Genomic DNA, 24,368 nt, shown 5'->3' with positions numbered 1-24,368 from the left:
GACCTTTTAATCAGAGCGAAATTTTGTGACCGAGCGCGAATAACGGCTCAAGGACCCACTCGTAAAGACGACGTTTATCGACGATAAAATCGGCGTCCAGCGCCATACCGGGTTTCAGCGGCTCATTTTGCATGTAGGCTTTGATAGTCTGTTTATCCAGCGCCACCAGTACCCGATATTGCTGCTCCTGAATGTTGCCTTTACCGGTTAATGTTGAGACTTCCTGAGGTGTCAGTGCCGTACGTGAAACTTCGATGACTTTGCCGTATTGCTGACCGAACTTCTGGTAAGGGAAGGCTTTATAACGCAGCACGACACGTTGTCCTGCCTGGATAAAACCAATAGATTGGGTATTCACCATGATGCGGGCCACCAGTTCACTGTCACTGGGCAGGATGGCAATGGCCGACTGACCTGCATTCAGCATCTGACCGTTTTTGATCATAATCATGCCGACGTAACCGCTTTTGGGGGCACGTAATTCAAAAGAACGGCGAGCTTCGTTTTCAACCAGAGACTGACGGTTATCTGCCAGCTGTCGCTCTATATCGTTACGTTTTTTCTCGTCGTCGAGCGGCTTCTCATGCAGTTGCTGCTGCGCCTGCAGGATTTTCTGCGCAATATCCAGCAGTTGCCGCTGATATTCCTGATAGCGTGCCTGGCCGTCGAGCAGCGTTGATTCCTGCTCTTCCACCTGGCGGCTTGAGGCGTATCCCTCGTTATGCATCGCTTTCAGCTTGGTCAGCTGCAAGCGCGCCAGCTCAACCTGCTTTCTGCGATGCGCTAACTGAAGCCGCAGTTGCTCTTGCTGCAATTTCAGGCTGCTGATCGTCTCTTTCAGCCCCTGCATCTCTACGTCATGCAGTTTGCTAAGGGTTTCCAGATCCTGCTGCAGACGTTCGCGCTGCGCGGCCAGGTTTTCTGAGACCACCTGACGCGTCTGACCAAATTGCGTCGAGACTTCAGATGAGAGCACCATCAGCACATCGCCTTTCTCTACGCGCTGGCCTTCTTTTACCGGGATATCGATAACGGTCGCGCTGACCGGAGGCGGAATAATCAACATGCCGTTTTTCGGTAATAACTCGCCGGTAGACGATTCATATTTGGTGTAGCTGCCAAAAATAAAGAAAAGTGTGGTCGCTGCAGTAATCACCACGACGATGGAAATAACCAGCCATCGGTAAGGTGGACAATAAAGTGCGACGGTACCCAGACTGCCGCGATTAGCAGCATCAAGTGCTTCCTGGCGAAAAAGTGACTGTTCCATTTAACTATTCATCATATGTAAGTGGGTTAACGGCACTGAAAGAAATTCAGCATGTCGATTGATAACGATCCGGTGCTGAGTGCCAGATTAAGCAGGGCGGTTAAATAATTCAGCCGTGCTTCAGCCTGATCTTTCAGCGCGCTGTAATATTTTTGTTGGGCATCCATTTCATCATTGACCGTACGAAAGCCCATTTCGCGCCCATACTTAACCGAGACGACTTTTTCGCGCGCCGAAGAAACCGCATTTTTTTCCGCATCAATAAGCGCCTTGCCATTTTTGAGGCTCAGCCAGGCAGAACGGGTGTCCTGAACCGCTTTGCGTTGCGCTTCGATGGTGCTGTACCTGGAGGCCTCGCGGCGATAAGACGCTTCAAATGATTGTGACAGCTGACTGCCGCCGGCAAAGAGCGGAACGGAGACATTTACGCCGTATTGCAGGTTATTACTTTTCGAGTTGGTGCCGAAAATTGCATCGTAAAGGAAGTTCTGGTCGTTATCGTTGCGGCTCCAGTTTTTGCCATAACTGGCATAAAGCGACACCACAGGCATGTGAGCAGCATCGGCAGCCAGCACATCGGCATCGGCCTGGTCGTGCTGGAACATCGCAACTTTGATATCGGTGTTGCGCTGCTGACTGGCGCTGATCGCTTCGGTTAGCGTGGAGTAGGGCGTTGAATTAAGGCACTGAAAATTAACCGGCTCCAGCGTATCCGGATTGACGCCGGATAATCGGCGAACCGCTTCACCGGCAAGCAGTAACTGATTGCTGGCTTCAATTTCTTTGGCCTGAGCGATGGCATAGTTCGCTTTCGCCTCATCAACTTCTGTACGCGTATTTTGCCCGTTACTCAAACCTGCCTGAAGCTTGTCCATTTGCTGTTTGAAGTTATGGCTAGCGGCCTGTGCGGCCTGTAAGACTTCCTGCTGATAGAGCACGGTAAAATAAGCATTGGCAACGGTACCCAGCAGTTTTTCCTCTGCCTGACGTGCCTGTGCTTCGGCGGTGTTGGCAATCGCGATACCTTTACGCCAGCCCGCATACTTACTCATATCAAACAACGGTTGCCTGACTCGGACATCATAGTTATGCGAAGTGACGCCGCTCTGGTATTTCTTATCCGGTTGCTCCTGGCGATCCCAGCTTCCTTCAAGCGTGAGAGTCGGCAACATTCCTGACATTCCCTGCCAGTATTTTTGTTTATCTGCTTCGCTGGTTTGCTTACTCGCCTGTAAAGCCGAGTCATAATTTAATGCGGCCTGTGCAGCCTGCTGCAGATTTGTGGCATGCACATAAACAGGCATACACATAAACATCAGCATGAGTTTATTTAATTTATGGATTTTCATGTTTTTCGCTGTTTCAAAAAATTAAATGCCTGGGTTAAATTAATTCCTGGGCAAAAACATACTTTATTAGATCTGTATTTGAGTGCAGCTGTAGCTTGCGCATTGCGTTATATTTTTGCGTTGCGATGGTGCTGACGCTGCGCTTACGTATTTTGGCGATATCCATCAGGCTGTAGCCCATCGCGAATAAACGGATGATTTCATTCTCTGAGGGAGACAACAGACTGTTTGTTTTGCTGGCTTGGGTATCAAGCGCCAGGTGTTTCATTTTTTCTGAATAATAAACCCCCTTGTTGGCTGAATATATCCATCGAAAAGCCTCAATCAGCTGCCTGCGATCGTCACGTTTACTGATAATGCCCTTGATAGGAATTTGCAATACTTTATTCAGAATAGCCTGGCTGGTCTGAGCGGTGAAGATAATAATATTAAGGTCAGGCAACTTCTTATGAATCTCCTCAATTTTATTGACGCCGTTCAAATCATAACGCTCAAAGCTAAAGTTAAAGTCTGTAATGAGTATGTCTGGGGCATCCTCCTTAAGGTTTAATAGTAAATCCTCTTTATCAACCGGATAAGCGTTAATTTCGTGCTGAACGAATTCGGTTGATAAAATTGACTGGACTGAGTAAATAATGAAGGGACTCTCATCAGATACACCAATCCGTAGCGTATTTTTTCTTTGGGGCAAATCCACTGACGAATCCTTTGATCAGTTAGAGATGATTGAAATGGCAGGGCTCCGAAGAGCCTTGCCGGTATTTTTACTGATAACTCAATGTATAAGTTGCTACTGCATCCGCCGTTCCCGGGCTCACTTTCTCAGCAGTCTGATAATAACGTGCATATAAAGGCACAGTAATTAACGCAGCAGACAAAGGATAGGAGGCAACGTTAAAGGGTGACGCCAGCGCAACGGGTTGCTGATTTTCATTCAGTATCTGAACGCCAACGCCGGTCGCGGTTGAGGTTGTATTCAGTGCAACGACACCTGCATCTGACAAACCGCTGACCGCATCGCCGTCGAACTGCATCATGACTTCAAAGGTGCCTGATAGCAGTGATTCACAGTTCAGCTGAATATCAAAAGGAATCGGATTGCTGGTCTGTCCAATGCCAGCACCTAACCCGCCACTTTTACTGACTGAATAACTGCCCAGTGGCACCTGTTGGGTAGTATTTCCGGCCACAGAACAGGTTTCATCTTTTACCGTAATCGCATTATTCCTGAGGTTGCTGGCGATGAAAGCTTCATCACTTCCCGTTACTAACGATCCGATCTGAAATAAGTTCAACGTCGTACGTGGTGCCGCGGTCAGTGAGGAGGAGGTACGCACGATCTTATAAGGCACATTCAGCGTAAACTCGGTGTAGTTATTCAGTACTCCGCCGGTTGTGATACCTGCATACTTGTCAACCATCTGTCCGGTGGCGATAGTCCCTGCTTCGTTGGAATATTCACCCCCATAACCCAGGTATAACGTTAACCCATAACCCAGCGAACCCTCGGCGATTGACAGCCGTTTAAAATAAACTTCTGTGCTAAGCCCCTCCTCGGGCCATGTCGTGAGAATATTAATACCGCACTGTACATCAACTGTTGCACTGCCTTCATAAACGACTGTACCGATGGGGACAGCCGATGAGAGGGTAATCCCCAGCGTTCTCAAATCGATTGCGGCTGTGGTGAACGGCGCTCTACAGGTTAATTTTATATCATCAGCAGCGCGGGCACCGGTTGCGGTAACGACAACAATATTGATTGCCAGCATAACCAGAGCCAATACGCTCCTTAATTTTTTTAAAATATTAAAAAATATCATAATAGTTCACCCAATTAACCCTGGCTGTCATTGTCGTTTATGCTAGTTGAAACATAACGAACAGGTTGATTCTGATCGCTGTTACATGTCGTGGTTAGCCTTGCCAGCGATTTATTTTCACTCGCCTGCACTGCGCCTGATTCAAGGTTCACCAGACAATTATCCGTCGGTGCTTTACCCCATGACACATGCAGACGGCTGACATCTTTATTCAACCTGACGTAAATTTGGCCGCCTTGTGAAACGGTTGTTATCAGGTTGCCATTTTCATCATTAACTGATGCTCCAAATGGCAGCGCGTTACCGTTCGGCTGATTAGCGCGAATCAACAGTGGCTTACCTTTCGTTGTTTTATAGTCAAGTCTGACTACCGCGCCCTCAACAGGAATTATGCGTTGTTGAGTTGCTTCCAGTTCGACATCAAGCGGAATACCTTTCGGATCTATTGCCAGTTCGTTTATCCGGTAAGGGTTAAGATTTGGCACAATGGCCCTTCCACTGCTGTTAAGCACAATGTTCGGATAACCCAGTACCCGCGCACCGCCGGCATCTTCTGCGCTTACCACGGTATAGGTAGATGACTGATAAGCGCTGAACGTCAGACTGTCCGGTAACGCTACGATAGTGCCGCTGGCGCCACCTGATGCTGAATAGTAGTTTTCACCCTTGGTATAAGATGCTGTCAACGTGCTGTAAGGAGAACGGTATTGTCCGCCAATCGAGCCCGATTTATTGTTATCAATATCACGCGCGACACCAACGTTATAGTTAAATTGGTTTTGCTCGCCTAAAACGCCATTAACTCCCGTTTGGGCGTTGACCCCATCTTTAGTATGGGTCGCACTTCCAGTTAAATTGTGCCTGTTATCGCTGCCTAAAGGCACTGAGAAGTCGAGTGATAATTGTGTATCGTGTCCGCCGGTTGAATATAATAATCGGTTCGCGGAAATTGTATAGGATACTCGCCCAATTGTATTATTGTACCCCAGCTGAAATTGAGTGTTGGTACCGGTATCATTCCAGTAGTTTTGAACGAAACCAGTAAGATAGAGACTCCCAAATGAATCTCCAAAATTTTGGCTGGCGGTCATTGAAAAACGTTGCTTAGGACGTGAAAGATAATTGACAGTGCCATTTCTGCCATTCTTTTTATAATAGTTGTTAATTTGCAATGCGTTATCAAAGCTGTAATAGCCAGATGAGGAGAATCGGTAGGCTGCCAGGGTAAAGTTAGTATTCGTTTGAGAGACTTTCTTACTGTAGGTCGCCCGGTAACTGACACCCTGTTTCTTTTCATCACCATATTTTGTTTGTGCACCGGTGATGTCCAGAGAAATGGCGCCAATCGGAAAACCAAACGCACCACCCAGTAACACGGACGTATAGTTATCTGATCCCAGAATACCGGAATAACCGGTCAGACTATTAGTGAAGCCATGCTGGATGGTGCCCTGATACACCGAAGGGGTGTAAACCATATTATCGCGGCGCGATACGCCGCCGGTCAGGGAATAGTAGGTCATGCCTGGGCGTTTCAATCGCGCCATGGCTGCGTAAGGCACTGAGAAACGCGTTTCACTGCCGTCAGCTTCTTTTACTGTGACGTCTAAATCACCGCCGTAACCAGTAGGATAGAGATCGGTAATGTTAAACGCGCCAGGTGAGACGGTCGTTTCGTAAATTTTGTTGCCGTTCTGGCTCACTGTGACCTGAGCATTCGTCCGGGCTACACCACGGATTTCTGGTGCATAACCCCGTTGTGAATCGGGCCACATCTGCTCAACTGTTGAAATCTGGGCGCCACGAAAGGAAAGAGTATCGAAGATTTCACCACTGGTATTGCCTTCACCTAACAGTAAACGCGATTTCAGTTGTGGAATGTCACGCTGTACGTAGGTGTTGATGTCGTCATAATGATGATCTTCGCGCCCCTGCTGACGCCGCCAGCTGAGTGCGCCATCGTGACGGAACATCCAGCCACCCAGATTGAAGCCCGCCAGCGCCCGGCCATAAAAAGAATCATATTCACGACCGCCGCTATAAACAGAGCGATAATAGTTAGTGTTATAATTAAGAGTAAGCGCAGTTTCACCTTTATCCCAGAACTCAGGTGCAACATAGCCGCGCGCAGAACGCAGAAGATAGATTTGCGGAATGGAAATATCCATTTGCATATCTGCGCTATTTATTGCAGCATTACTATTATCGATAACGTCTTCCAGTGCCAGGCACTGTTTTCCGGCGCGTAATTCTTCTGCTTGTTGCGAATTAAAAACGCTGTCTTTAATTGACAGGTTTTTTACAAGCTCGTAGGAAAGGCAGGCTTTAGTCTCGTTTCCTTCACGTACGACACGAACGTTGTCGCGGCTGACCTGACGGCCATTAAGAAAAATATCTAATGTGTAAATGCCCGGGTCAATTGGGTTACCATTTGCATAACGAGACACATCAACTTTCACCCCTGGCAAATGTTTTACAAAGGATTCGTCGAAGTCATAATTATCCTCAGCCAGTGCTGGGGTTGTTACAGCGGTAAGAAAAAGCGCTAAAAAAGAGCGACAAAAATGTCTGCCCGCTGGTTTATTTACAGAGACTGTCCTTGCCATCATAGTTACCCTTAATTATCACTACCAAAATTATTGGCTGATCTGGCCTTCTGCATCCCGTGCTGCGCCAAAATCATCCAGAAACTGGTAATGGAATGACGATTTTATTTGATTTACGTTAGCCCCTTTCAGGGTGAAATCTTTACTTCCGCCTGGGGCCAGCATGTCTCCCTTTTCACTTACTACTTTATGACCAGCAGTATCTTCTGCTGTAATTTGTGCCACATTAACGTAATAGGGGGAGTTATTAATTGCAGTTAATTGATTGCTTTTATTACCTTTACGCCAAACCAGTGCAGTCGCAGCCTCTGCTGCATCTTTGGAGTTGAGCGTAGTGGGACGATAGAAAAGTTTGATGCGGCTCCTTATAGCCATTTGCAGTTGGTTTTTATTCGCGAGACTTTTATCCTTCGGTGGGATATCCAGTACGTTTAGCCAGAATATTGATTCTTTATCTGTGGGGAGGTTACTGCCGGTATAAACAATTCGTAAGGTTTGCCCTTTATTGGCTTCCATGCGAAAAACCGGGGGTAATAAAACAAAGGGAACGTTGATCTTATCCAGTGGCTGATTAGGATCACCAGCATCAATCCATGACTGGACCAGAGCAGGCCGATCGCCGCGATTATCCAATCGTACCGTTACTTCTTTTTCTGAAGCAGGGTAAACAACCCGGGTGCCGATGATAGTGACACTGGCAAGAGCTGGCGTGGAAAAAACGCACGCAAGCAGCAATGATGCTATGAAGTTAACGCTTTTTTTTTTCATAATATTACTGGATTTAACAAAGAGGAAAAGAGGTGGGAAGACGGTGTCTCCCCACCAGAATCAATTAGAGGTAATTGATTGAGTAAGTTACAGATGAAGCAACGGTACCTGAAGTTGCAGCAGCGGTAGCGAAGTACTCAGCGGCATAAGTCAGCGTTGCTGCACCGGCTGCCAGTGTTGCAGTCACTGGTGAAGTTGTCTGAGCGGTGCTGCCCGCGTTCAGAGCATTGCTTGCGTTATCCAGCAGCTGCAGTTCAACGTTTTCTGCAGTACCGGTGTTGTTCAGACGGCCATTGGCGTTAACGTTAGAGCCTTGTTCAAAATAAGCATAAACGTCACCAGTCTGAGTAGAGCAATCGCTCAGATCGATAGTAAAGCGGGTGCTTCCAGCGGTCTGTCCTGGAGTTTTCAGCAGGCTTGAAGAGACGGTTGGCAATACTACGGTACCGGTGCTGGTGCCGCCGTTGACGCTAACAGTACAAGTCTGGCTTTCGATCTGACCGGTGAAATTGATGGTGCCATCAGATGCTTCAGCTGCATTAACCTGAGCGGCTGCCAGCAGCAGACCGAGAGAAATCATAGAAACCTTTTTCATATACTTTCCTTTGTATAAAAAATAAAAAGATGAACTGCATTAACAATGAGTGATTGCTATTGGTTGCAATCACTCACATCGGATTTACAGAAGGAGATCACTCCGCCCGTAACTTAAAAAGCAAACAGGCCAAAGGCGACTGCTGCGACAACACTTACAATGCCCATGCCAAAGGCCTGGCCACTAATTGGATTGGCCGCCGGAACTTCTTCCGGACGCGTCCATTCGGTGGTCTCTTCCTGAGAGGAAGCGTTTATGCTTTTAAAAAAGTCGAGGATCAACGAGGTTAATGAGCCGCCGCTGACATTTTGAATCTCACTCTCTTTTAATTCGCGCATGATTTACCTTAAACAGAAACAGGTTTAACGTTGAGATCAAACTGATTTTCTGTAACCTGGTTGAACCAGGCAGCAGTTGTATCCCAGCCATTCATTGCACCGTACAGTGCACCATCAACCAGGCCAAGAACGCCACCAACGATAAAACCAACGCCAGCAGAGATAATACCTAAGCCTAAGACACCACCAGTGCCGCCACCGCTTATGCCCCATTTAAGGCCAAATGCAGTCAGACCAGTAGCAGAACCCACCACTACGGCACCAATAAAATCAAAAAAACCAGCCCCAGAAACGTTCTGAACTTCAAAAGATGTTAACTCTCTCACTTATTTATCTCCCTAATATTAATTGTTGCTGCTGTATCAACTGAGCTGCGCTATTAAATGGATTAATCCGAACGAATTAAATAGTAAAGTATCCATAATTTATTTTTTCGTTTGCAAATTAGATGAAACTCCAGATGTTCGATTACAAATATTTAACCTGCATTGTAATGCTGCGATAATAATTTCTTTTTTGTATGAAGTTAAAAATTCCCATCACTGCCTGGCTTTTTAATCTTTAGTGTTATTTAAGAATTAAATTAATAGCTGAGGATCATGTAGCGCTGCCTCAGTCGGCAAGCTGAATGAATGTATCAGTAGCCGGACGACCAGAGCCTGTCCGCCTGGCTGGCTATATTCCGCCTCTCTTACAGAAAGAGGGCAGATAAGCCTCTCACTCTATTTCTGGAACTAAAAGCTATTTAGTGGCTAATAAATAGAATAAAAAACTATTTATTGGGCATTTTTATATTTAATTGTCTGTTTTGGCACTGGCGTGATTAAATTTACTGGCACTGAGCTGATGTGAGGAGTCAATTTTTTTAGCGAGTATTAACATTGATTCCAAAATTGAGTTTCATATTTTATTTGTGCTTTTTAGATCATGTTAATGTGAAATTCATTGTTTCAATTCCGGTGTGGATAACATTAGTTATCATATGGATATGTAAAAACCAATTTTTAGGAAAAAAGTTATAACGCAATCAGGATGTCTCTGTTTGGTGGATATATGATCTGATAAATAAGTTTTTAGCAGTGTATGGTGTGGTTGTTTTCGTTGTTGCTGGATTTTAATCCTACCTTTTCGCTGGTTTGTGGGATTGAATTTTACTGTGCTGATTTTATTATAGCGAAACCGATAATACTCTTATCCCTAACTGAGGATTTAGAGGGGTAAATAGCTATAGAAATCGCTTCACCAGGAACAAGCAAAGAGAACAGCGCAGACTGGTTTTTTTATAATTTAAATAGTGATCACGGGCTGTCCAGTATCGCCTTGTGAATCAATTGGATTGAGTTAATCGATATGTATAGAGTGACTGAAAATCATGAGCGAATCATCGATGCATTAGCGGGTTACACCCAAATTGCTAATCCCGATGAGATATCGCGTGGAAAGCGCCGCTATCATTTGACAAAAGACAATGTTCGCCGGGTAATGTTTATTCTGGACGGCGATTTTTTGCTAAAACTAAAAGGAGAAAATAAGGTCCTTAACATCCTGTCAGCACCTGCCGTGGTCGGCGTGACTCCCGCACTGGATGAACCACCGATCTATCTTGAAAGGGTTGATTATGGGAAAGTCAGCTTTATCGACTATGAAAAGTTCTGGATGTTGATTTTTGAAAAGAATCTGTTTAATGATGCAATGTCTATTCTCTCCGGTCAGTATTCTGACCTGATGAATTATATTCAGTTGCCTAAAAGCAACTCTTACGATGAGGTGCTGTCATTAATCGGTCGCTGGAAAAAACTGCCTCCACACCTGAAAAGACGATTTTCAGCACTCTACTTAATTGAGCACAGCTCGCATCTTTCCAAGAGCTCCATCTGCCGGGTCTTAAAGGATTTGAAAGAGAAAGGTGAACTGGAGCTGGTTAACGGTAAATTTACCTAGCAGGAAAGTTTCATGCTCGGAAATCTGGATGTTAAAGGGAAAAACATGGATGTTAAGATCATATGCAAGGATGATAACTATTATTTTAAATTTGGTATATCTGAGCTGATAAAAGAAGCATTTCTCTTCAGCGCCAACGTGGGGTTTTTAAACGGTTTTGATAGTGAGAATCTGACAAAAGCGGACATAATCATCATCAATGTTTCGCAATGGCGACTCTATATGTGTCAGCCAGCCTATCAATACAGAAAAAAAGGCAGCATATTGTTGGTCTTTACCGATCAGCCTGACAAAATTATTCCTGAAGAACTGCCGGTCTGCTATCAGTCATTAACCGTGATTGCATGGACAGAATCAGTAAAAAACATCAGGGATAAGATAACCAAAGCCTGGCTTCTTGCGCATGACGAAAATAAAAACGGCTACCAGCCATCCGATTGCACAAGATGCCATTTTTCCCGGATTTCCCTGGTGCAGCTGCAGGTGATGAGTTTTTTGAAGAAAGGGAACAATGTCCGGCATACGGCAAAGTTTCTCGGGCTTTCAACTAAAACGGTATACGCTCACAAGTATAATGTAATGAAAAAGTTTGATATTAAGGGTGATTATGAGTTCCACTCTTTTCTCAACTCAATTTCATTAATTGAATTATATAAGGGTGTGATAAACGATGAGTAGAGGGCAGGGCGATGAGATGCGAGTCAGCCTGTAAAATCCCGCTATGCGAAAAAAGTAAATTTTTCTCAGTTTGATATATTTGATCTATTTTTTGTGTGAGCCAGTTATGAACAATGAATCTCAGAAAAAAACCATCATTATCTCTATCCCCATCAGGGCCATTTTGGCACTCATTATTGGTATGGTGGTTTTTTTGATGAGTTATCTCTACAGTCACTATGCAGTGGCTTCACCCTTGCCGGTTATTCCTGCTCCCGGTACGCATGCGCAGCTTATCGTGTATCGGGTAGATGGCGATACATCGCCTGCGTCAAATAAGGTGGTCAATGTATTCATCAATAATCAATACCATACGAGCATACTTCCGCATAATCGTGCGGTAAAGCTTATCCTTTGCCCTGGTGCAGGATCGCTTGATATCTCGATAGGTCAGCTTGACCAGCATCGCTTTGGCCGTTCTGAAAATCTGCCGGGTAGCTCAACCACATTTCAGGCGGGAAAGCGGTATTTCTATCAGATTGCATTAAATAGTCAGAACGCGGTCACGGCACGCTGGGTACCCGAAGAGGAAGCAGAAAAAGCGCTGTTTAACGTCGAACCACATTTGCTGACGCTGTTCAGCGTTGCAAATGAACACTGCCTGACCTGATCTCTCTGGCGGAGACAGAAAGTCAGACACTCTACAAATTTAACAACGCTGAGTATGAGTAAAGGATTGCGCGAACAGAATCCGGGCGCAGACTATTCATTTCCTGTCAGCAAAAAGCGACAACGCATTACTCTTTATCATCCTGAGTCGCGGCAGCAAAACCGCGCGATGACACCATATCCGCAGCACCAGAGGCCTGAGCAGCAGGGAAGGCCAGCCAGCATTTTCATCCTCCAGGTATGCCTGCTGCCGTATCAAATGATGATGATTACGCCGCGATTGTGACCTGGCAGTATAATCCTGATTAATGCCGTTAAGTCGTTTGCCAGCGCTGTTGATTAAACCTGAAGAGGCGTATGCCGGCACGCAGATCAAAAGGGAATTACGATCCTGTGTCGATGCAACCTCAGTTAACTGAGCCATAACCTCAGGCTAAGCGGAAGCGGCAACCGTGCATTACGACACGGCCGATTCGTCAGCAATCAACGCTGTTCATTGATGAGGGCATGGGTTGCCGCAGCTGCAGCATAAGAGCCTGTACAGGCGGCTTCGGAACAGGAAATCTAAATCTTCATGATGGATCGAACAAAGCCAGCATAATCGCTGGCTTTGTTTATTCTGAACGGAGGCGTTATTGAATAATAACGACCCGATCGACATCAATTTCAGTCTGGCCATCGTCGCGATCAATTTCGCCGTTTATCCTGACCTTTTTACCCACCAGATAGTGATCATCGTCATCATCATCCTCGTCAATATCAATCCGAATGCGGCCAGTCGAATCTTTAAGCCAGTAGTGATCGTCATCGGCACGTCCGGTAATGGTGCCGGTGAGCGTAACATGCCGGTCATCGCGCATTTTTTTCGCCTCAGCCACCGAGACCTGCTGACTGGCGAAAGCCGCCGATGAACCTATTAAGGTAAAGATCACCAGCAAGGTTTTTTTCATTTTCAACTCCTGTCGTGAAGAATTTAGCGCCCTGAGCTAAGAATGTCTGTTAATTAAAAGCTGAAGCGATAACCCGCATTAATCTGGCGCTGATTGAAACGGTTACCATCAACGAGATCCGCCTCCATAAACAGGGTGTGATTACTGATCTGAGCGCTGACGCCGATGCCGTTATTCCAGCCATTTCCTTTAAAGGAAAGATTCTCTCGTGAACCATTCAGCGCATAATGTGTATCGCCCGAAAATTCGCGCATCATTCCGGTTTTGATATAGCTGTTGAGCTTGTAGCCGCTTTGGTGCATCTCATAGCCTGCCAGCACACTCGCCCGGCCGAGTACAGACTTGTAGTTCGACAGGCTGATATTCAGTCCATTGGATGCCCGAAGCGAGCTACTATCCTGATAACCTGCTGTCATCTGCAGCTGCGGTTCCAGATAAAAGCCGTTAGCATCTTCTGAAAAACTGAATTTTTTACCGGCCTCCAGCGATACGCTGAAACCGTATGACGCTGCCGTACCTGAAACCCGATTATTCTGTGTGTCTTTGACACTAAACTGATTTTTGAAACGATTAAATTTCACTACTCCATCGACATAGTAGCCCTCATCATTCATCCAGGTACTGTACATACCGACATGACTGGATCGGGTATTACCGTCGCCGTCTCGATAGTGCGGAGAGCCTTCGGTCACACCCATAAACAGACCGAGATAAAGCGGAATTTCGTCCGAAACGCGTTTATCTACGCCAAACTGATAACCGGTATAGTTCAGGCTGAAGTTACTTAATTTGCCACTCGCAAAACCGCTGAAACGGCCATCAATGCCGCGCAGCCAGACATTGCCGGCGGTTTTACCCTGACGAACGTCACCCATGCGCTGCATCAGCGTTTGGGTTTCGGCGTAATTCATCAGATAACCAATATTGAGGAAATTCGCACCGGCATTTGCAGTACTGCTAATGACTGACGGACCACTGGCTGCAGGCGCTGTACCCGCCGGGGCAGCAGGTGAAGCACTGCTTTGATCTCCGGTTTTGTCCGGTTCTGCTGCAGTATTATCTGCCGGAGAGGCTGGCGTTGTCGTTGCGTTATCCCCAGGCGTGACCGGCGCGGTTGCCCCATTATCCACGGGATCGACCGGCGTGACTGCTCCATTATCCACGGGATCGACCGGCGTGACTGCTCCAGTATCTGCGGGATCGACCGGCGTGACTGCTCCATTATCCGCGGGATCGACCGGCGTGACCTCAGCATCGTCGGCCGGTGTCTCGGCTTCCGCTTTTGGCGAGGAGAGCACCCAGTTAGTATCCTGCTGATTGACGGTATAAACATAACCGCCCAGTTCAACATCTGAATCCCCTTTGAAAGTCGCGACGCCGTCGGGCGTTTCAACGACGGTCAGCACTTCATTACCGGTCGTGACGGCACTGCCGCGGTTCTGAATGAGCAGCGTGTAATCACCCGCGCTGCTTTCAGTAACCACGACTTTATCGCCAATATTATTAACGCCATCCCCGTCACCGACAATATCAGTCCGTAACGCAAAATTACCGCTGCCGCTCAGGTTAGACACCGTCAGCGTGGAGTAGCTGCTGTCGTCGGTGGCGGCGGTCAGATCGACCAGGGAATTGCTCATTTGCAGATTGTCGAGCACAGAGTCGCCTGCAACGCGCCATTCGCTATCAGTCAGATTGACATTAAGGTGGCCGCCATTGACGTTGTCGCTGTTGGCGCTGCCTGACCAGAGTGAACCTGAGGCGAAATTGAGATCGATCAATCCTCCCAGCGAATTAACGCTACCGGTAATCGCCATCGTTCCGTCAGCATTAATCACGCTGGGTGCATAGCCCTCATTATGCTGAGTCGCCATCGCAACCCCTTCAGGCGATCCCATATCAATGGTCAGATCACCCTGAAGATTAACCTCGCCTTCAGCCATGGCGTAAACCCCGATGGTACTGTCCGGTAAACCGGTAATTGTCAGGTTTTCGCCGTTGATCTGCCCGCCCAATGCCCACAAGCCCAGACCCAGGGTATCGACACTATTAATGGTAATATCGGTGTTCAGCAGGTTGACGGTCGCGCCAGCTGACTGTGAAGAGGCGCCATAAGAACCCGCCGACTGCAGCGTATTGCGTTCTGTTTCAGTCCCAAGGTAGTTGACCGTGGCGCTATCGCCCATTGCCACGATAGCACCGGTCTGCGCCGAGAAAATCACACTGCCCGCGCCAACATCGGCAAGCCCGTTTCCTCTGACCGACAGGCCAGCTGATGCCGTACCCGAGGTACTGATATTGAGGTGATCGGCGGTTAAAGTACCCAGGCTCCAGATGCCAACGGAAGTCTCGCCGGTGGTGATGATGGTTGAATTGCTGCCGAGATCGACCGAGCTGTCGGCCTGAATGTTAATACCCTGAGAGCTGTCGCCCAGCGTTTTAATCGTGAGGTGATTTGCTGTTACCAGGGGAACGCTGTCCGTGGCCTGACCGGTAAAGGCATCAATCTGCACGGCATTGCTGCTGGTGCCATTGGTCTGAATGGCACTGTCATTACCTAAACCGGCCTCTGTACCATAGCCGGAAACATGCAGGCCAATTCCGTTATCGCCCTGCGTCGATATTTGCAATTTTTCTGCTGTCAGGGTGGAGGCATTCTTCACCGTTACGCCATCAGCGAATCCACTGCCACTTCCTACGGCGGTCACCGAACTTCCCGTGCCCAAATCAGCACTGGACTGATTACCGGTAAGTTCGATCGCGCTGGCGGTTTTACCCGATACGGTGACAATTAACTTGTTGGCGTGAAGATCGCTGTTTGCACCGTTCAGAAAAATGCCCTGGGCAAAATGATCGACATCGGTAACGCTGACGGTGCTGCCACTACCGGTTTCTACCGTACCGGCAGTGCCGTTTGGCACCAGAATACCGTAGAGTCCGCCATTCAATGTCTGGTCGGCAATCAGTGTCGTACCATCCGGTAAGGTAATATCGCCTCCCGTCTGGCTTCCTGTCACTGCCGCATCGCCGATGCCCGGCATCACGCCTACACCACCGGCTAGCATCAGCATTTTTGCGAGCCTGCTCATTCTGAATTTATTATTCATACCAGTAACTCTTCCTTAAGATTTTATTGATGACTTAGATTCAGCTCAATTGATCCAGGCACCATCAGGGAATGATTAAACGTATTGAATAAGCTTCATGTATTAATAGCGGTCATGTTAAATGAAATCATATATTTTACGACTTCATCTTTAATGAAAACGACAGGATTATGCCGGGCAGCGCTGAATTATGTAAAGAAGCTGAAAGTCTCCGCTTTTAATCAATCGTTACATAAATGAGCCTGTCTGATGAGGTTCCTCTTTGAAATTAAGGTTATGCGACTCTGACAAAGTGGGTATTCCTGTTAAAAAAAATCACACGCATAGTTTTTTGACTATATTTATAATCGGAAGCTGTGAAATTCTTGTCGATAAAGTCAGTTAACAGCGGGTGATTAATCACCTGTTTAATCTTGACCTGATAAAATCAATCCGTTTTTTGACATGACAAGGCCATGACAGGGTCATTAATTAACTAAGAGTGTGATTAACCTTTTCCACTAACAGGGATGATGACTCAAGAGACCGTTCCGAAACTAGTGGCCTGCGTCTGAGTCAGTGAAAAGAACAAACGCATGAACAACTGGAAAAGAGGTGATTAATGCAGCTGATTAAAATGAGTGTGGCTATTTTCGGGGTACTGACAGCGCTGCAGCTCACGGCCTGCGCACAAAAACCCGCAGCGCCTGAACGCATTGGCATGGCGAATCCGGCGACAAACTGGTGCATTAAAGTGGGAGGTACGCCTTCACAGGTGAACACGGACGCCGGGGTTGTTGGATATTGTACGTTACCCTCCGGTGAGCAAGTCGAGCAGTGGACACTCTACCGCCAGGCGCATCCTGCTTCCACGCCTGCGAAATAATCCGCGCGCTGCATGAGGCTGGGTCCAGAATGCGGCTCCGCTTCCACGCCTGCGAAATATCCCCGCATAAGCCGTCCGGTCAGATCAACCTCATTTCTGACTAACGGCTTGTTTTACCGCTTACACAGGAAATTGAGCGGTGAGTAACCCGCGCCGTTTATACTGCTCACCGCCCCGTTACCTCTCCTCGTTATTCCTTCATTAACCGCCGCGCTGATCTATCATCACGCTGGGCAGAACCGTTATCCGCGCAGAGTGAAAAATGGCAACGTCAGGCGCTGAAACTGGCGCTGATGATGTTACGTCAATGTGATGGATGTTATTCAGAATCGATGAGGCAAAGAGCAGAATGCTGTGAAAATAAATTGCCATCATGACAATACGCAGCTAACAAACTTAAATTAATGTCAATAGAAAATATCTGAATTGATGTTTGTTTATTCTCCGCCGGAAAGGCTGACTCAACAATACATAACTTTGCCTTAAAAAATAGATTTTTTCTAATCGCTATTTATTCGCCTGTCTGGTTGCGAAAACAGTAAATATAACTAATGAATGGGCGGCAGTCTATTTCTGGACTGGACTAGGTGTTTTCTTAAATATATTGATAAAGCTGATTCTTATTTGGCAGTGTTTTTATATATTGATTTATTTCAGCGAGTTAGCGTTTAAATTGCATTGAATGGCCGCATTTTATTGATCTCAATCAATCTTTAAGCGGCGGCGGATTTCGGTAACAGATATGTGAAATGATATTATTCCTGCGAGTAAAAAATAAATTAATAAGTGTATTTATTCACAAGGGGAATCCATTGAAATATATTGGAAGAGTCGCTTTTTGCTGCACTGTAGCTATCTGTACGCGCTCAAATGCCGGAATTATGCGGCATGATGTTGATGTGCAAACTTATCGCGATTTTGCTGAAAACCTGGGGGAGTTTTCTGTTGGCGCTAAAAATATCGCCATCTATAAAACAGATGGATCGCTGTCGGGTTATCTTGATTTTTCTATGCCGGATTTTGGCATGGTGGCGACTTACGGTTACAGCACACTGGTTGCGCCATCTTATGTCGCCAGCGTGCGTCATAACACCGGCTATAAAACGCTCAAATTTGGTAACGGTGCGCAGTATGCCGCCAATTACACGCTGATTAATCGTAATGAATCAACACTGTCAGATATTGATTTTCATCTGCCACGCCTGAATAAAGTGGTCACAGAGTCGGCCCCCGCTAGCGTGATCGAAAAATCAGACATGATAGCGGCTGATAAATCGCGCTACTCCTGGTATACGCGCATTGGTGGCGGCACGCAGAGCCAGGTTAATGAGGCGCAGACCGAGCAAATTACCCTCAGCGGTGCTTATAACTGGGTAAGCGGAGGAACGATTAATGCGGCGACGGTGAAGGCGACGTCAGGCTCTCTGCAGGGAACCAATTATGGGCCTGATAACCCACTGACTTCTCCGCTTTCTATCGGAACAATGGGCGGTGACAGCGGCAGTCCTGTCATGGTCTATGACGAACTGGAGCAGGTCTGGAAGGTGGCTGGTGTTCTGCACGGCGCCTATGTAACGGACCAGATTTATGGGCAGACCAGCATCTGGGAATATATTCCTGATAACTACATTCAGACCATCGCAGCCGCGAATACCTCACCCGATGTGGTCGATGTTGCCGGTGGTGGCGCGATTAGCTGGGACAATGATGCGATCAGGCAAAACACGCTGTCGTGGTCCTGGTCCGGGCTGGACACCGCCTACGCAGGCGTTGCTCCGTCGGGCGCCACCAACGAAGAGCTGGATGCCACCAAAGATTTACGATTTAACGGTGCAGGTGGTCTGATTACCTTAAATGCACCCATTAATATGGGGGCCGGAAAACTCCAGTTTTCGAATAACTACACAGTGGCATCGGCCAGTGGGGCCAACGCAACCTGGGCTGGCGGCGGTGTTGAGGTCGATGCGGGCAAAGAGGTGCTGTGGCAGGTCAACGGCGTGGCGAACGATGCGCTGCATAAGATCGGGGCGGGCACACTGCACGTCAATGCTGAAGGGAACAACCCGGGTTCACTCAATGTGGGTGATGGTACGGTCGTGCTCGATCAGCGCGCCGATGCGAACGGGGATAAAAGCGCATTTTCATCCGTCACGCTGGTCAGTGGCCGGCCAACCGTGGTGCTGAGCGATGAGAATCAGGTTGCGGCTGATAATATTTATTTCGGCTATCGCGGCGGTCGCCTGGATTTAAACGGTAATGCGCTGACCTTCAAAAAAATCAATCATACCGACAGTGGCGCTCTGCTGGTCAATCACAACAGCGATCTGGCCACCCTGAATATCACCGGCTATACCGCGAAAGATGTGCCTTTTAATACCTTTAGCGGCAGTAACCCGACAGGCACGCCAGGATCAATTTATGTTTATAACAACCCTTATACGAAGCAGACGGAATATTTCCAGCTGAATACCTCTTCTTACTGGTATTACCCGACAGATCAAAGCTCAACCTCAACCTGGACTTTTTTGGGAACGGATGCGGATGAGGCGATCAACCATCGCTTAACGCAGCTGAATCTGCAGGTTTTCAGAGGCTTTATCGGCGAAAAAGTACAAAACCTGGTGAATGGCGCGATGGACGTCAATATCAGTCCGAGCAACCGGTCAGCGATAACAGCCTTAACGGGTGGCATGAATCTGAATGGCACGTTAAATGCGAACAGCGGTACAACAGTTCTCTCAGGTCAGCCGGTGGCCCATGCGGGTAGCGTGGTCATTGAGGATGACTGGACGACCTCCTTGTTCAGGGCCGATAAAATCCACGTGGGCAGCAATGCTCTGTTTCAGGTGGGGGAATATGCCAGCGTAACCGCAGATATAACGGCTGATGAATCCGCACGCCTCTCGTTGGGTTATAACGACAGTACGCTGGCGGAGGAGAAGAGCTGGCGGTGCTACGCCGTGATCTATAAAGATGACGTTTCCTGCAGTCAGCCGGTACGGGATGCCGACGCGCTGGCGCGTCTTCCTGCCAGTGAGGTAACGGGAGATGTCCAGCTGGCCAACGATGCGTCGCTCTATCTTGGGAAGGTGAACTATCAGGGCGCCGTCAGTTCCAGTGGCACAACGCGCATGACGCTGGATAGTCAGTCAACCTGGAACATGACCGGAAACAGTCATGTGAGTCTGCTGCAGGCCTCACGCGGCGCCACGCTGTCAACGGTGCCACAGACTGGCTGGCAGGCAAAAAGTCTGGATGTCGATACTCTGGACGCCACCGGACTTAATCTGATACTGGGCGTAAAACCGTCCACGCTGGAAAGCGATAAACTGACGATTAACTCTGCCGCCAGCGGCAGCGATAACCTGCTGGATGTAAAACTGATTGTCGGGAGTAATGAACAGGTCGCATTGAATCAGGATCTGGTCATGATCGACGCTCCCGCCGGTACGTCACATGACTACTTTAGCTTTGCCAGCAACTACAGCGGCTTTAGCGTCTATACCCCGAACTATCAGGTGAAGGACGAGAACGATCGCGTTCTGTGGGTGCTTGAGCATAATCAGGAGCAAGAGCCTGCGGAAGTGGTGCCGGAAACGCCAGCGCCAGCAGAAACGGTGCCGGAAGTGGTGCCGGAAACGCCAGCACCAGCAGAAACGGTGCCGGAAGTGGTGCCGGAAACGCCAGCGCCGGCGGAAACGGTGCCGGAAGTGGTGCCGGAAACGCCAGCGCCAGCAGAAACGGTGCCGGAAGTGGTGCCGGAAACGCCAGCGCCAGCAGAAACGGCTCCGGAAGTGGTGCCGGAAACGCCAGCGCCAGCAGAAACGGTGCCGGAAGTGGTGCCGGAAACGCCAGCGCCAGCAGAAACGGCTCCGGAAGTGGTGCCGGAGACGCCAGCACCAGCGGAAACGGCTCCGGAAACGCCAGCGCCGGCAGAAACGGTGCCGGAAGTGGTGCCGGAAACGCCAGCGCCAGCAGAAACGGCTCCGGAAGTGGTGCCGGAGACGCCAGCGCCAGCAGAAACGGTGCCGGAAGTGGTGCCGGAAACGCCAGCGCCAGCAGAAACGGCTCCGGAAGTGGCACCGGAAACGCCAGCCCCGGCAGAAACGGCTCCGGAAGTGGCACCGGAAACGCCAGCTCCGGCAGAAACCGCGCCAGCTGCGGAGCCAGAAACTCCGGCAGCGGCAGAGGCTGCTGCTGAAGAGGAAGCTGAGAAAGAGACACCGGCCGAAGAACCGGCGGCAGCAACCGAAGGTGAGCCCGTATTCAATCCGGACGACTGGTTTACTGTCTATGATAACCAGCCGCTGATTCAGAACACTCGCGCAATGATGGCTTCGCGGCAGTATATCTTTAGCGAAGCGGTAAGCCAGCTGCATCAGCGTACTGACAGCCTGCGGGATGCTTCAGAGAGAAGTGGGCCCTGGGTCACGATCGAGCAGAGAAAAGGCGGTTTTCTGGGTCTGGATGCCAGCCAGCAAACCCTGAACGTCGGCTGGGACAAGCAAAGCAACAATCAGCTCTTTGGGTTGAGCGCCAGCTACACCCAGGGACAGGTTGAAGGAAAAGGCAAAGAGAACCACCGTCTGGCCACCGTTGGCGCTTATTATGGCTGGCAGTCCGGACAGGGATGGTTCGTCGATGCGGCGAGCCGCCTGATGTATCTGAATCAGGAGATTACGCTGGATCCGGCGCTGGGCATTAACGCGCAAAATCGTCACAGTCAGATGCTGGTCGGTAGCCTGCGGAGTGGTTATCAGTTCGGGCTGGCGCAGGATCGATTGACGATCTCACCTTATGTGGGTGTCAGTGCCGGCACGCTTTCCGGTTATTCACTGAAAGGGCAGGATGCTGCGGTCAGTTTAAGCTCGGCGAATCCCTATTTCTTAACCGGAGGGATTATGGTGAAACAACGCGGACTGGGTGCAGGACTGGATAACGTTAATCTGTTTGCGAGCATTGAATATCAATATTCGCCAGGGAAGAACGGATCTAAGACCACGCTTTCTGACCGTCAGTCAGATCGTCAATATAGCGCCTGGTCTGATAATCGCTACCGTTCTTCGGTGGGCATAGAAGGTGAGATCAGCCGTAATCTTTCGCTGAATGCCAAAGTGGATAATAGTTTTGGCGGTGTCTTTAAAACAGACTATAGCGGTCAGGTCGGTTTTTCTTATCACTTCTGAATTTTACAGAGCATCACCCCGGCGGTGGTGCTCTGTTTTTTTACCCAGGCCGACACCTGTTTATTCACTACTCAGACAACACGGGAGGTTACCCGTAATAGATAACTGAGCGAAAGCGGCGGGGTTAATTGACATATCGCCATGCTTCACTGGGTACTTCGCTATAAGTTTCATTCATCACCAGTTCTGCTTTACGGTGATCATAAGCGCCTTCAAATGAAGAGAGATCTTCGTGAGGAACACGGTTACGCATATAGCTGGTCACGATATCGAGAATGTCCTTGCATGGACAATTCCGAAGCTGCATTAAATAATCAATCTTGTTCATATATCCTCGTCAAATCAATGCCATAAATATTTCTAACAACTGCAATTGGGGCGTCAGTCATTACGACGTCTGACCGCTACAGGCGTTTGAAAAACAAGGCGCGGGCCCGGTCTCAACGTTTCATCCACACTCATGAAGAGCGAGAGCTGAAGCGGAAACATCGGGTGGCGTGATATTCCACTCTGCCTGTTTTTCCATCGACGTCATCTGGTCGCCAGTCTGATTCACATCGCTTTTCTCCTTGTTAAGTTAAATGGCAATTTATGTGCAACGCATGAAATGTTTTATGATTTAAAATCATGCCGTTCACACCGTGCTGGTTGTACGAGTCAATGTACCTTTGTCTCTGATTCGGGCGTGCTGGCGTGACAAAAAGCACAAAGCGACGCTGTCAGCGCCGTCATTATCAGGTATTTGAAGTAATAAAAAAGTTGATATAAATCGCTATAATCGTGCTGGCTGACTATTTATTGGTCAGGTTTTTTTTGGCTAAATAACATTGATATTTATATGGCTTTCAATCTGCGTCGCTATTTATCTGTATTTTAAAAGATAATTTACTCTCTGCTTGTAATTTAATCGATTTTTAATTCACCTGAACTCAACAATTAATAAATAATAAGATAACTCTTAGTCCAGAAATAACATGTAAAAGGGAATGGAGTTTACGGACGGTTGATATTAAAAGAGAGGCGATGGTTGTGCTGGCCGACATTTTTGAACTGAGCAGGCGAATAGGAGAATGGCTCAGGCTGATACGCCTGAGCATTTATCCATGCGGGAGGTGTGCCTGTTGCGCGTACGCCGTCTGGCAACGATGCGGCAGCGTAATTCGTAGCTAAGCACTATTTTCTGAGGTGTAAATCACGAACTCAACCTGACCTGCCGCGTAGGTTTCCGGTTTTTCTCCCTGTTCCAGATAATTCAGCAACAGCTGCAGTGCCAGCTGGGCATGTTGCCGGGTATTCTGATCCAGCGTCAGGGCGATACTTTGCTGCGCCATCAGCGTTCGCGTAGTGGAATAGAGTTCATGAGCAATCCATACGCACTGATTGAGTCGGCGATGACGCGCCAGCGCCTGGCCAATTTCAGTGTTACCCATACCGGTATTGTAAATCCCCAGCAAATTTCCGCTCCGGGTCAGCTGCTTCTCCAGTAACCTGCTGATAAGGTCGCGGTCTTCCTGCGCCGCCACTACTTCACGTAGCTGAAGGTGAGGAAAACGATCGGTTAATATTTCCCTGAACCCCTCGGTTCGCTCCCGGTGCGCCGTGTAATCCAGGCGTCCGCTGACAATCAGCACCTCGCCCGGCTGGTGCAGCATCTTCCCCATCAGCTGACCGGCAGTTCGCCCGGCCTTTTTCTGATTGATACCGACATGGCAGAGCCGGGCGGCGTCAGGAAGATCGGTAACCAGCGTGATCACCGGTACGCCGCGTGCCTGACAGTGAGCCAGCGCGTCGTAAATCATCGGATGTGAATGCGCAAATACGATCAGAGCATCGCGCGTTTCACTGCCCGCCAGAATGCGTTTTGCCAGGCGCTCGTGCTGCGCTTCCGGCACGTAAGTACGATGCAGCGTCAATCGCCGATAGCCTGGATGCATAGCGGCTTCAGTAAAATCCTGCGCCAGCTGCCGGAAGAAAAAAGAATCATTGCAGCTCATTAACACTTCTATCTGCCATGGCCGGCGGTGCTCTTCCGGCAAAATGCGTTTTAAGCCGCTTTCACGCGCCGCCTGCAGGACTCTACGTACCGTTGCCGGCGCCACGCCGCCACGCTCGTTGAGCACACGATCCACGGTGGCCAGACCGACACCCGCCCGCCGGGCGATCTCCTTCAGCGACATGGTTTTCTCCCCTGAGGTAAACACCTCAAAAACGCGATGGGGTCAGTGTAACCAGCAAGGTTATCCTGCA

At 48.5% G+C, this 24,368-nt stretch carries 19 protein-coding genes; 5 read left to right on the top strand and 14 right to left on the bottom strand.

What is annotated here, in order from left to right; translation table 11 throughout:
* Window positions 1–10: 10 nt before the first annotated feature.
* The 9 genes from WFK59_RS20580 to WFK59_RS20540 all read right to left on the bottom strand — a co-directional run bounded on the left by WFK59_RS20580 (window position 11) and on the right by WFK59_RS20540 (window position 9,075).
* Window positions 11–1,270, bottom strand: coding sequence for an HlyD family secretion protein (locus tag WFK59_RS20580; protein ID WP_233988825.1), 1,260 nt, complete (start codon window positions 1,268–1,270; stop codon window positions 11–13).
* Between the two features lie 26 nt (window positions 1,271–1,296).
* On the bottom strand, window positions 1,297–2,574 hold the full coding sequence (locus tag WFK59_RS20575; RefSeq protein ID WP_233988824.1) for a TolC family outer membrane protein: 1,278 nt from the start codon (window positions 2,572–2,574) through the stop codon (window positions 1,297–1,299).
* Between the two features lie 79 nt (window positions 2,575–2,653).
* Window positions 2,654–3,316, bottom strand: coding sequence for a response regulator transcription factor (locus tag WFK59_RS20570; RefSeq protein ID WP_293001503.1), 663 nt, complete (start codon window positions 3,314–3,316; stop codon window positions 2,654–2,656).
* A 67-nt stretch (window positions 3,317–3,383) separates the two neighbouring features.
* Window positions 3,384–4,442 carry a fimbrial protein gene (locus tag WFK59_RS20565; protein ID WP_336757096.1) on the bottom strand — a complete coding sequence of 353 codons (1,059 nt, stop codon included), beginning with the start codon at window positions 4,440–4,442 and terminating at the stop codon, window positions 3,384–3,386.
* A gap of 14 nt (window positions 4,443–4,456) precedes the next feature.
* Window positions 4,457–7,051 (bottom strand): fimbria/pilus outer membrane usher protein, encoded by a 2,595-nt coding sequence (locus tag WFK59_RS20560; protein WP_336757094.1) that lies wholly within the window; start codon window positions 7,049–7,051, stop codon window positions 4,457–4,459.
* A gap of 27 nt (window positions 7,052–7,078) precedes the next feature.
* The gene (locus WFK59_RS20555; protein ID WP_336757092.1) at window positions 7,079–7,816 is read right to left on the bottom strand and encodes a fimbrial biogenesis chaperone; all 738 of its coding nucleotides are present in this window, start codon (window positions 7,814–7,816) and stop codon (window positions 7,079–7,081) included.
* Between the two features lie 64 nt (window positions 7,817–7,880).
* A complete protein-coding gene (locus WFK59_RS20550) occupies window positions 7,881–8,411 on the bottom strand; it encodes a fimbrial protein (protein WP_336757091.1) in 531 nt (176 codons plus the stop codon).
* Window positions 8,412–8,524: 113 nt separating this feature from the next.
* Window positions 8,525–8,749, bottom strand: a complete 225-nt coding sequence (locus WFK59_RS20545; RefSeq protein WP_233988818.1) for a hypothetical protein — start codon at window positions 8,747–8,749, stop codon at window positions 8,525–8,527.
* Window positions 8,750–8,757: 8 nt separating this feature from the next.
* Window positions 8,758–9,075 carry a hypothetical protein gene (locus WFK59_RS20540; RefSeq protein WP_233988817.1) on the bottom strand — a complete coding sequence of 106 codons (318 nt, stop codon included), beginning with the start codon at window positions 9,073–9,075 and terminating at the stop codon, window positions 8,758–8,760.
* 1,024 nt (window positions 9,076–10,099) lie between these two features.
* On the opposite strand from WFK59_RS20540, the gene WFK59_RS20535 reads away from it, so the two are divergent.
* From WFK59_RS20535 to WFK59_RS20525, 3 genes are all read left to right on the top strand, one after another.
* A complete protein-coding gene (locus WFK59_RS20535) occupies window positions 10,100–10,690 on the top strand; it encodes a helix-turn-helix domain-containing protein (RefSeq protein WP_233988816.1) in 591 nt (196 codons plus the stop codon).
* Window positions 10,691–10,702: 12 nt separating this feature from the next.
* Window positions 10,703–11,368: a LuxR C-terminal-related transcriptional regulator gene (locus tag WFK59_RS20530; RefSeq protein WP_233988815.1), complete on the top strand. Its 666-nt coding sequence runs from the start codon at window positions 10,703–10,705 to the stop codon at window positions 11,366–11,368.
* Window positions 11,369–11,474: 106 nt separating this feature from the next.
* Complete coding sequence (locus WFK59_RS20525) at window positions 11,475–12,017, top strand: hypothetical protein (protein ID WP_336757088.1); 543 nt, start codon at window positions 11,475–11,477, stop codon at window positions 12,015–12,017.
* A gap of 96 nt (window positions 12,018–12,113) precedes the next feature.
* Here the strand turns inward: WFK59_RS20525 and WFK59_RS20520 are convergent, their stop codons facing one another.
* The 3 genes from WFK59_RS20520 to WFK59_RS20510 all read right to left on the bottom strand — a co-directional run bounded on the left by WFK59_RS20520 (window position 12,114) and on the right by WFK59_RS20510 (window position 16,034).
* Window positions 12,114–12,440: a hypothetical protein gene (locus WFK59_RS20520; RefSeq protein ID WP_336757086.1), complete on the bottom strand. Its 327-nt coding sequence runs from the start codon at window positions 12,438–12,440 to the stop codon at window positions 12,114–12,116.
* Between the two features lie 208 nt (window positions 12,441–12,648).
* Window positions 12,649–12,966: a NirD/YgiW/YdeI family stress tolerance protein gene (locus tag WFK59_RS20515; protein ID WP_233988812.1), complete on the bottom strand. Its 318-nt coding sequence runs from the start codon at window positions 12,964–12,966 to the stop codon at window positions 12,649–12,651.
* Window positions 12,967–13,019: 53 nt separating this feature from the next.
* A complete protein-coding gene (locus WFK59_RS20510) occupies window positions 13,020–16,034 on the bottom strand; it encodes an autotransporter outer membrane beta-barrel domain-containing protein (RefSeq protein WP_336757084.1) in 3,015 nt (1,004 codons plus the stop codon).
* A gap of 637 nt (window positions 16,035–16,671) precedes the next feature.
* On the opposite strand from WFK59_RS20510, the gene WFK59_RS20505 reads away from it, so the two are divergent.
* On the top strand, window positions 16,672–16,935 hold the full coding sequence (locus tag WFK59_RS20505; RefSeq protein ID WP_233988810.1) for a putative hemolysin: 264 nt from the start codon (window positions 16,672–16,674) through the stop codon (window positions 16,933–16,935).
* A gap of 749 nt (window positions 16,936–17,684) precedes the next feature.
* Window positions 17,685–22,121: a S6 family peptidase gene (locus tag WFK59_RS20500; RefSeq protein WP_336757081.1), complete on the top strand. Its 4,437-nt coding sequence runs from the start codon at window positions 17,685–17,687 to the stop codon at window positions 22,119–22,121.
* 124 nt (window positions 22,122–22,245) lie between these two features.
* Here the strand turns inward: WFK59_RS20500 and WFK59_RS20495 are convergent, their stop codons facing one another.
* Window positions 22,246–22,449, bottom strand: coding sequence for an Hha/YmoA family nucleoid-associated regulatory protein (locus tag WFK59_RS20495; RefSeq protein WP_233988808.1), 204 nt, complete (start codon window positions 22,447–22,449; stop codon window positions 22,246–22,248).
* A gap of 838 nt (window positions 22,450–23,287) precedes the next feature.
* The gene (locus tag WFK59_RS20490) at window positions 23,288–24,298 is read right to left on the bottom strand and encodes a LacI family DNA-binding transcriptional regulator (RefSeq protein ID WP_336757079.1); all 1,011 of its coding nucleotides are present in this window, start codon (window positions 24,296–24,298) and stop codon (window positions 23,288–23,290) included.
* Between the last annotated feature and the right edge of the window lie 70 nt (window positions 24,299–24,368).

Origin of the sequence: Pantoea sp. USHLN298, from assembly GCF_037149395.1 — a bacterium.
Taxonomy (GTDB): domain Bacteria; phylum Pseudomonadota; class Gammaproteobacteria; order Enterobacterales; family Enterobacteriaceae; genus Pantoea; species Pantoea astica.
This window is presented reverse-complemented; position numbering and strand designations above follow the sequence as displayed.

Excerpts from the sequence above, each read along its gene's own strand:
- WFK59_RS20580 (WP_233988825.1), bottom strand. The coding sequence starts at position 1,270 with ATGGAACAGTCACTTTTTCGCCAGGAAGCACTTGATGCTGCTAATCGC.
- WFK59_RS20575 (WP_233988824.1), bottom strand. The coding sequence starts at position 2,574 with ATGCCTGTTTATGTGCATGCCACAAATCTGCAGCAGGCTGCACAGGCC.
- WFK59_RS20565 (WP_336757096.1), bottom strand. The coding sequence starts at position 4,442 with ATGATATTTTTTAATATTTTAAAAAAATTAAGGAGCGTATTGGCTCTG.
- WFK59_RS20560 (WP_336757094.1), bottom strand. The coding sequence starts at position 7,051 with ATGATGGCAAGGACAGTCTCTGTAAATAAACCAGCGGGCAGACATTTT.
- WFK59_RS20555 (WP_336757092.1), bottom strand. The coding sequence starts at position 7,816 with ATGAAAAAAAAAAGCGTTAACTTCATAGCATCATTGCTGCTTGCGTGC.
- WFK59_RS20550 (WP_336757091.1), bottom strand. The coding sequence starts at position 8,411 with ATGAAAAAGGTTTCTATGATTTCTCTCGGTCTGCTGCTGGCAGCCGCT.
- WFK59_RS20545 (WP_233988818.1), bottom strand. The coding sequence starts at position 8,749 with ATGCGCGAATTAAAAGAGAGTGAGATTCAAAATGTCAGCGGCGGCTCA.
- WFK59_RS20535 (WP_233988816.1), top strand. The coding sequence starts at position 10,100 with ATGTATAGAGTGACTGAAAATCATGAGCGAATCATCGATGCATTAGCG.
- WFK59_RS20530 (WP_233988815.1), top strand. The coding sequence starts at position 10,703 with ATGCTCGGAAATCTGGATGTTAAAGGGAAAAACATGGATGTTAAGATC.
- WFK59_RS20525 (WP_336757088.1), top strand. The coding sequence starts at position 11,475 with ATGAACAATGAATCTCAGAAAAAAACCATCATTATCTCTATCCCCATC.
- WFK59_RS20520 (WP_336757086.1), bottom strand. The coding sequence starts at position 12,440 with ATGGCTCAGTTAACTGAGGTTGCATCGACACAGGATCGTAATTCCCTT.
- WFK59_RS20515 (WP_233988812.1), bottom strand. The coding sequence starts at position 12,966 with ATGAAAAAAACCTTGCTGGTGATCTTTACCTTAATAGGTTCATCGGCG.
- WFK59_RS20510 (WP_336757084.1), bottom strand. The coding sequence starts at position 16,034 with ATGCTGATGCTAGCCGGTGGTGTAGGCGTGATGCCGGGCATCGGCGAT.
- WFK59_RS20505 (WP_233988810.1), top strand. The coding sequence starts at position 16,672 with ATGCAGCTGATTAAAATGAGTGTGGCTATTTTCGGGGTACTGACAGCG.
- WFK59_RS20500 (WP_336757081.1), top strand. The coding sequence starts at position 17,685 with ATGATATTATTCCTGCGAGTAAAAAATAAATTAATAAGTGTATTTATT.
- WFK59_RS20495 (WP_233988808.1), bottom strand. The coding sequence starts at position 22,449 with ATGAACAAGATTGATTATTTAATGCAGCTTCGGAATTGTCCATGCAAG.
- WFK59_RS20490 (WP_336757079.1), bottom strand. The coding sequence starts at position 24,298 with ATGTCGCTGAAGGAGATCGCCCGGCGGGCGGGTGTCGGTCTGGCCACC.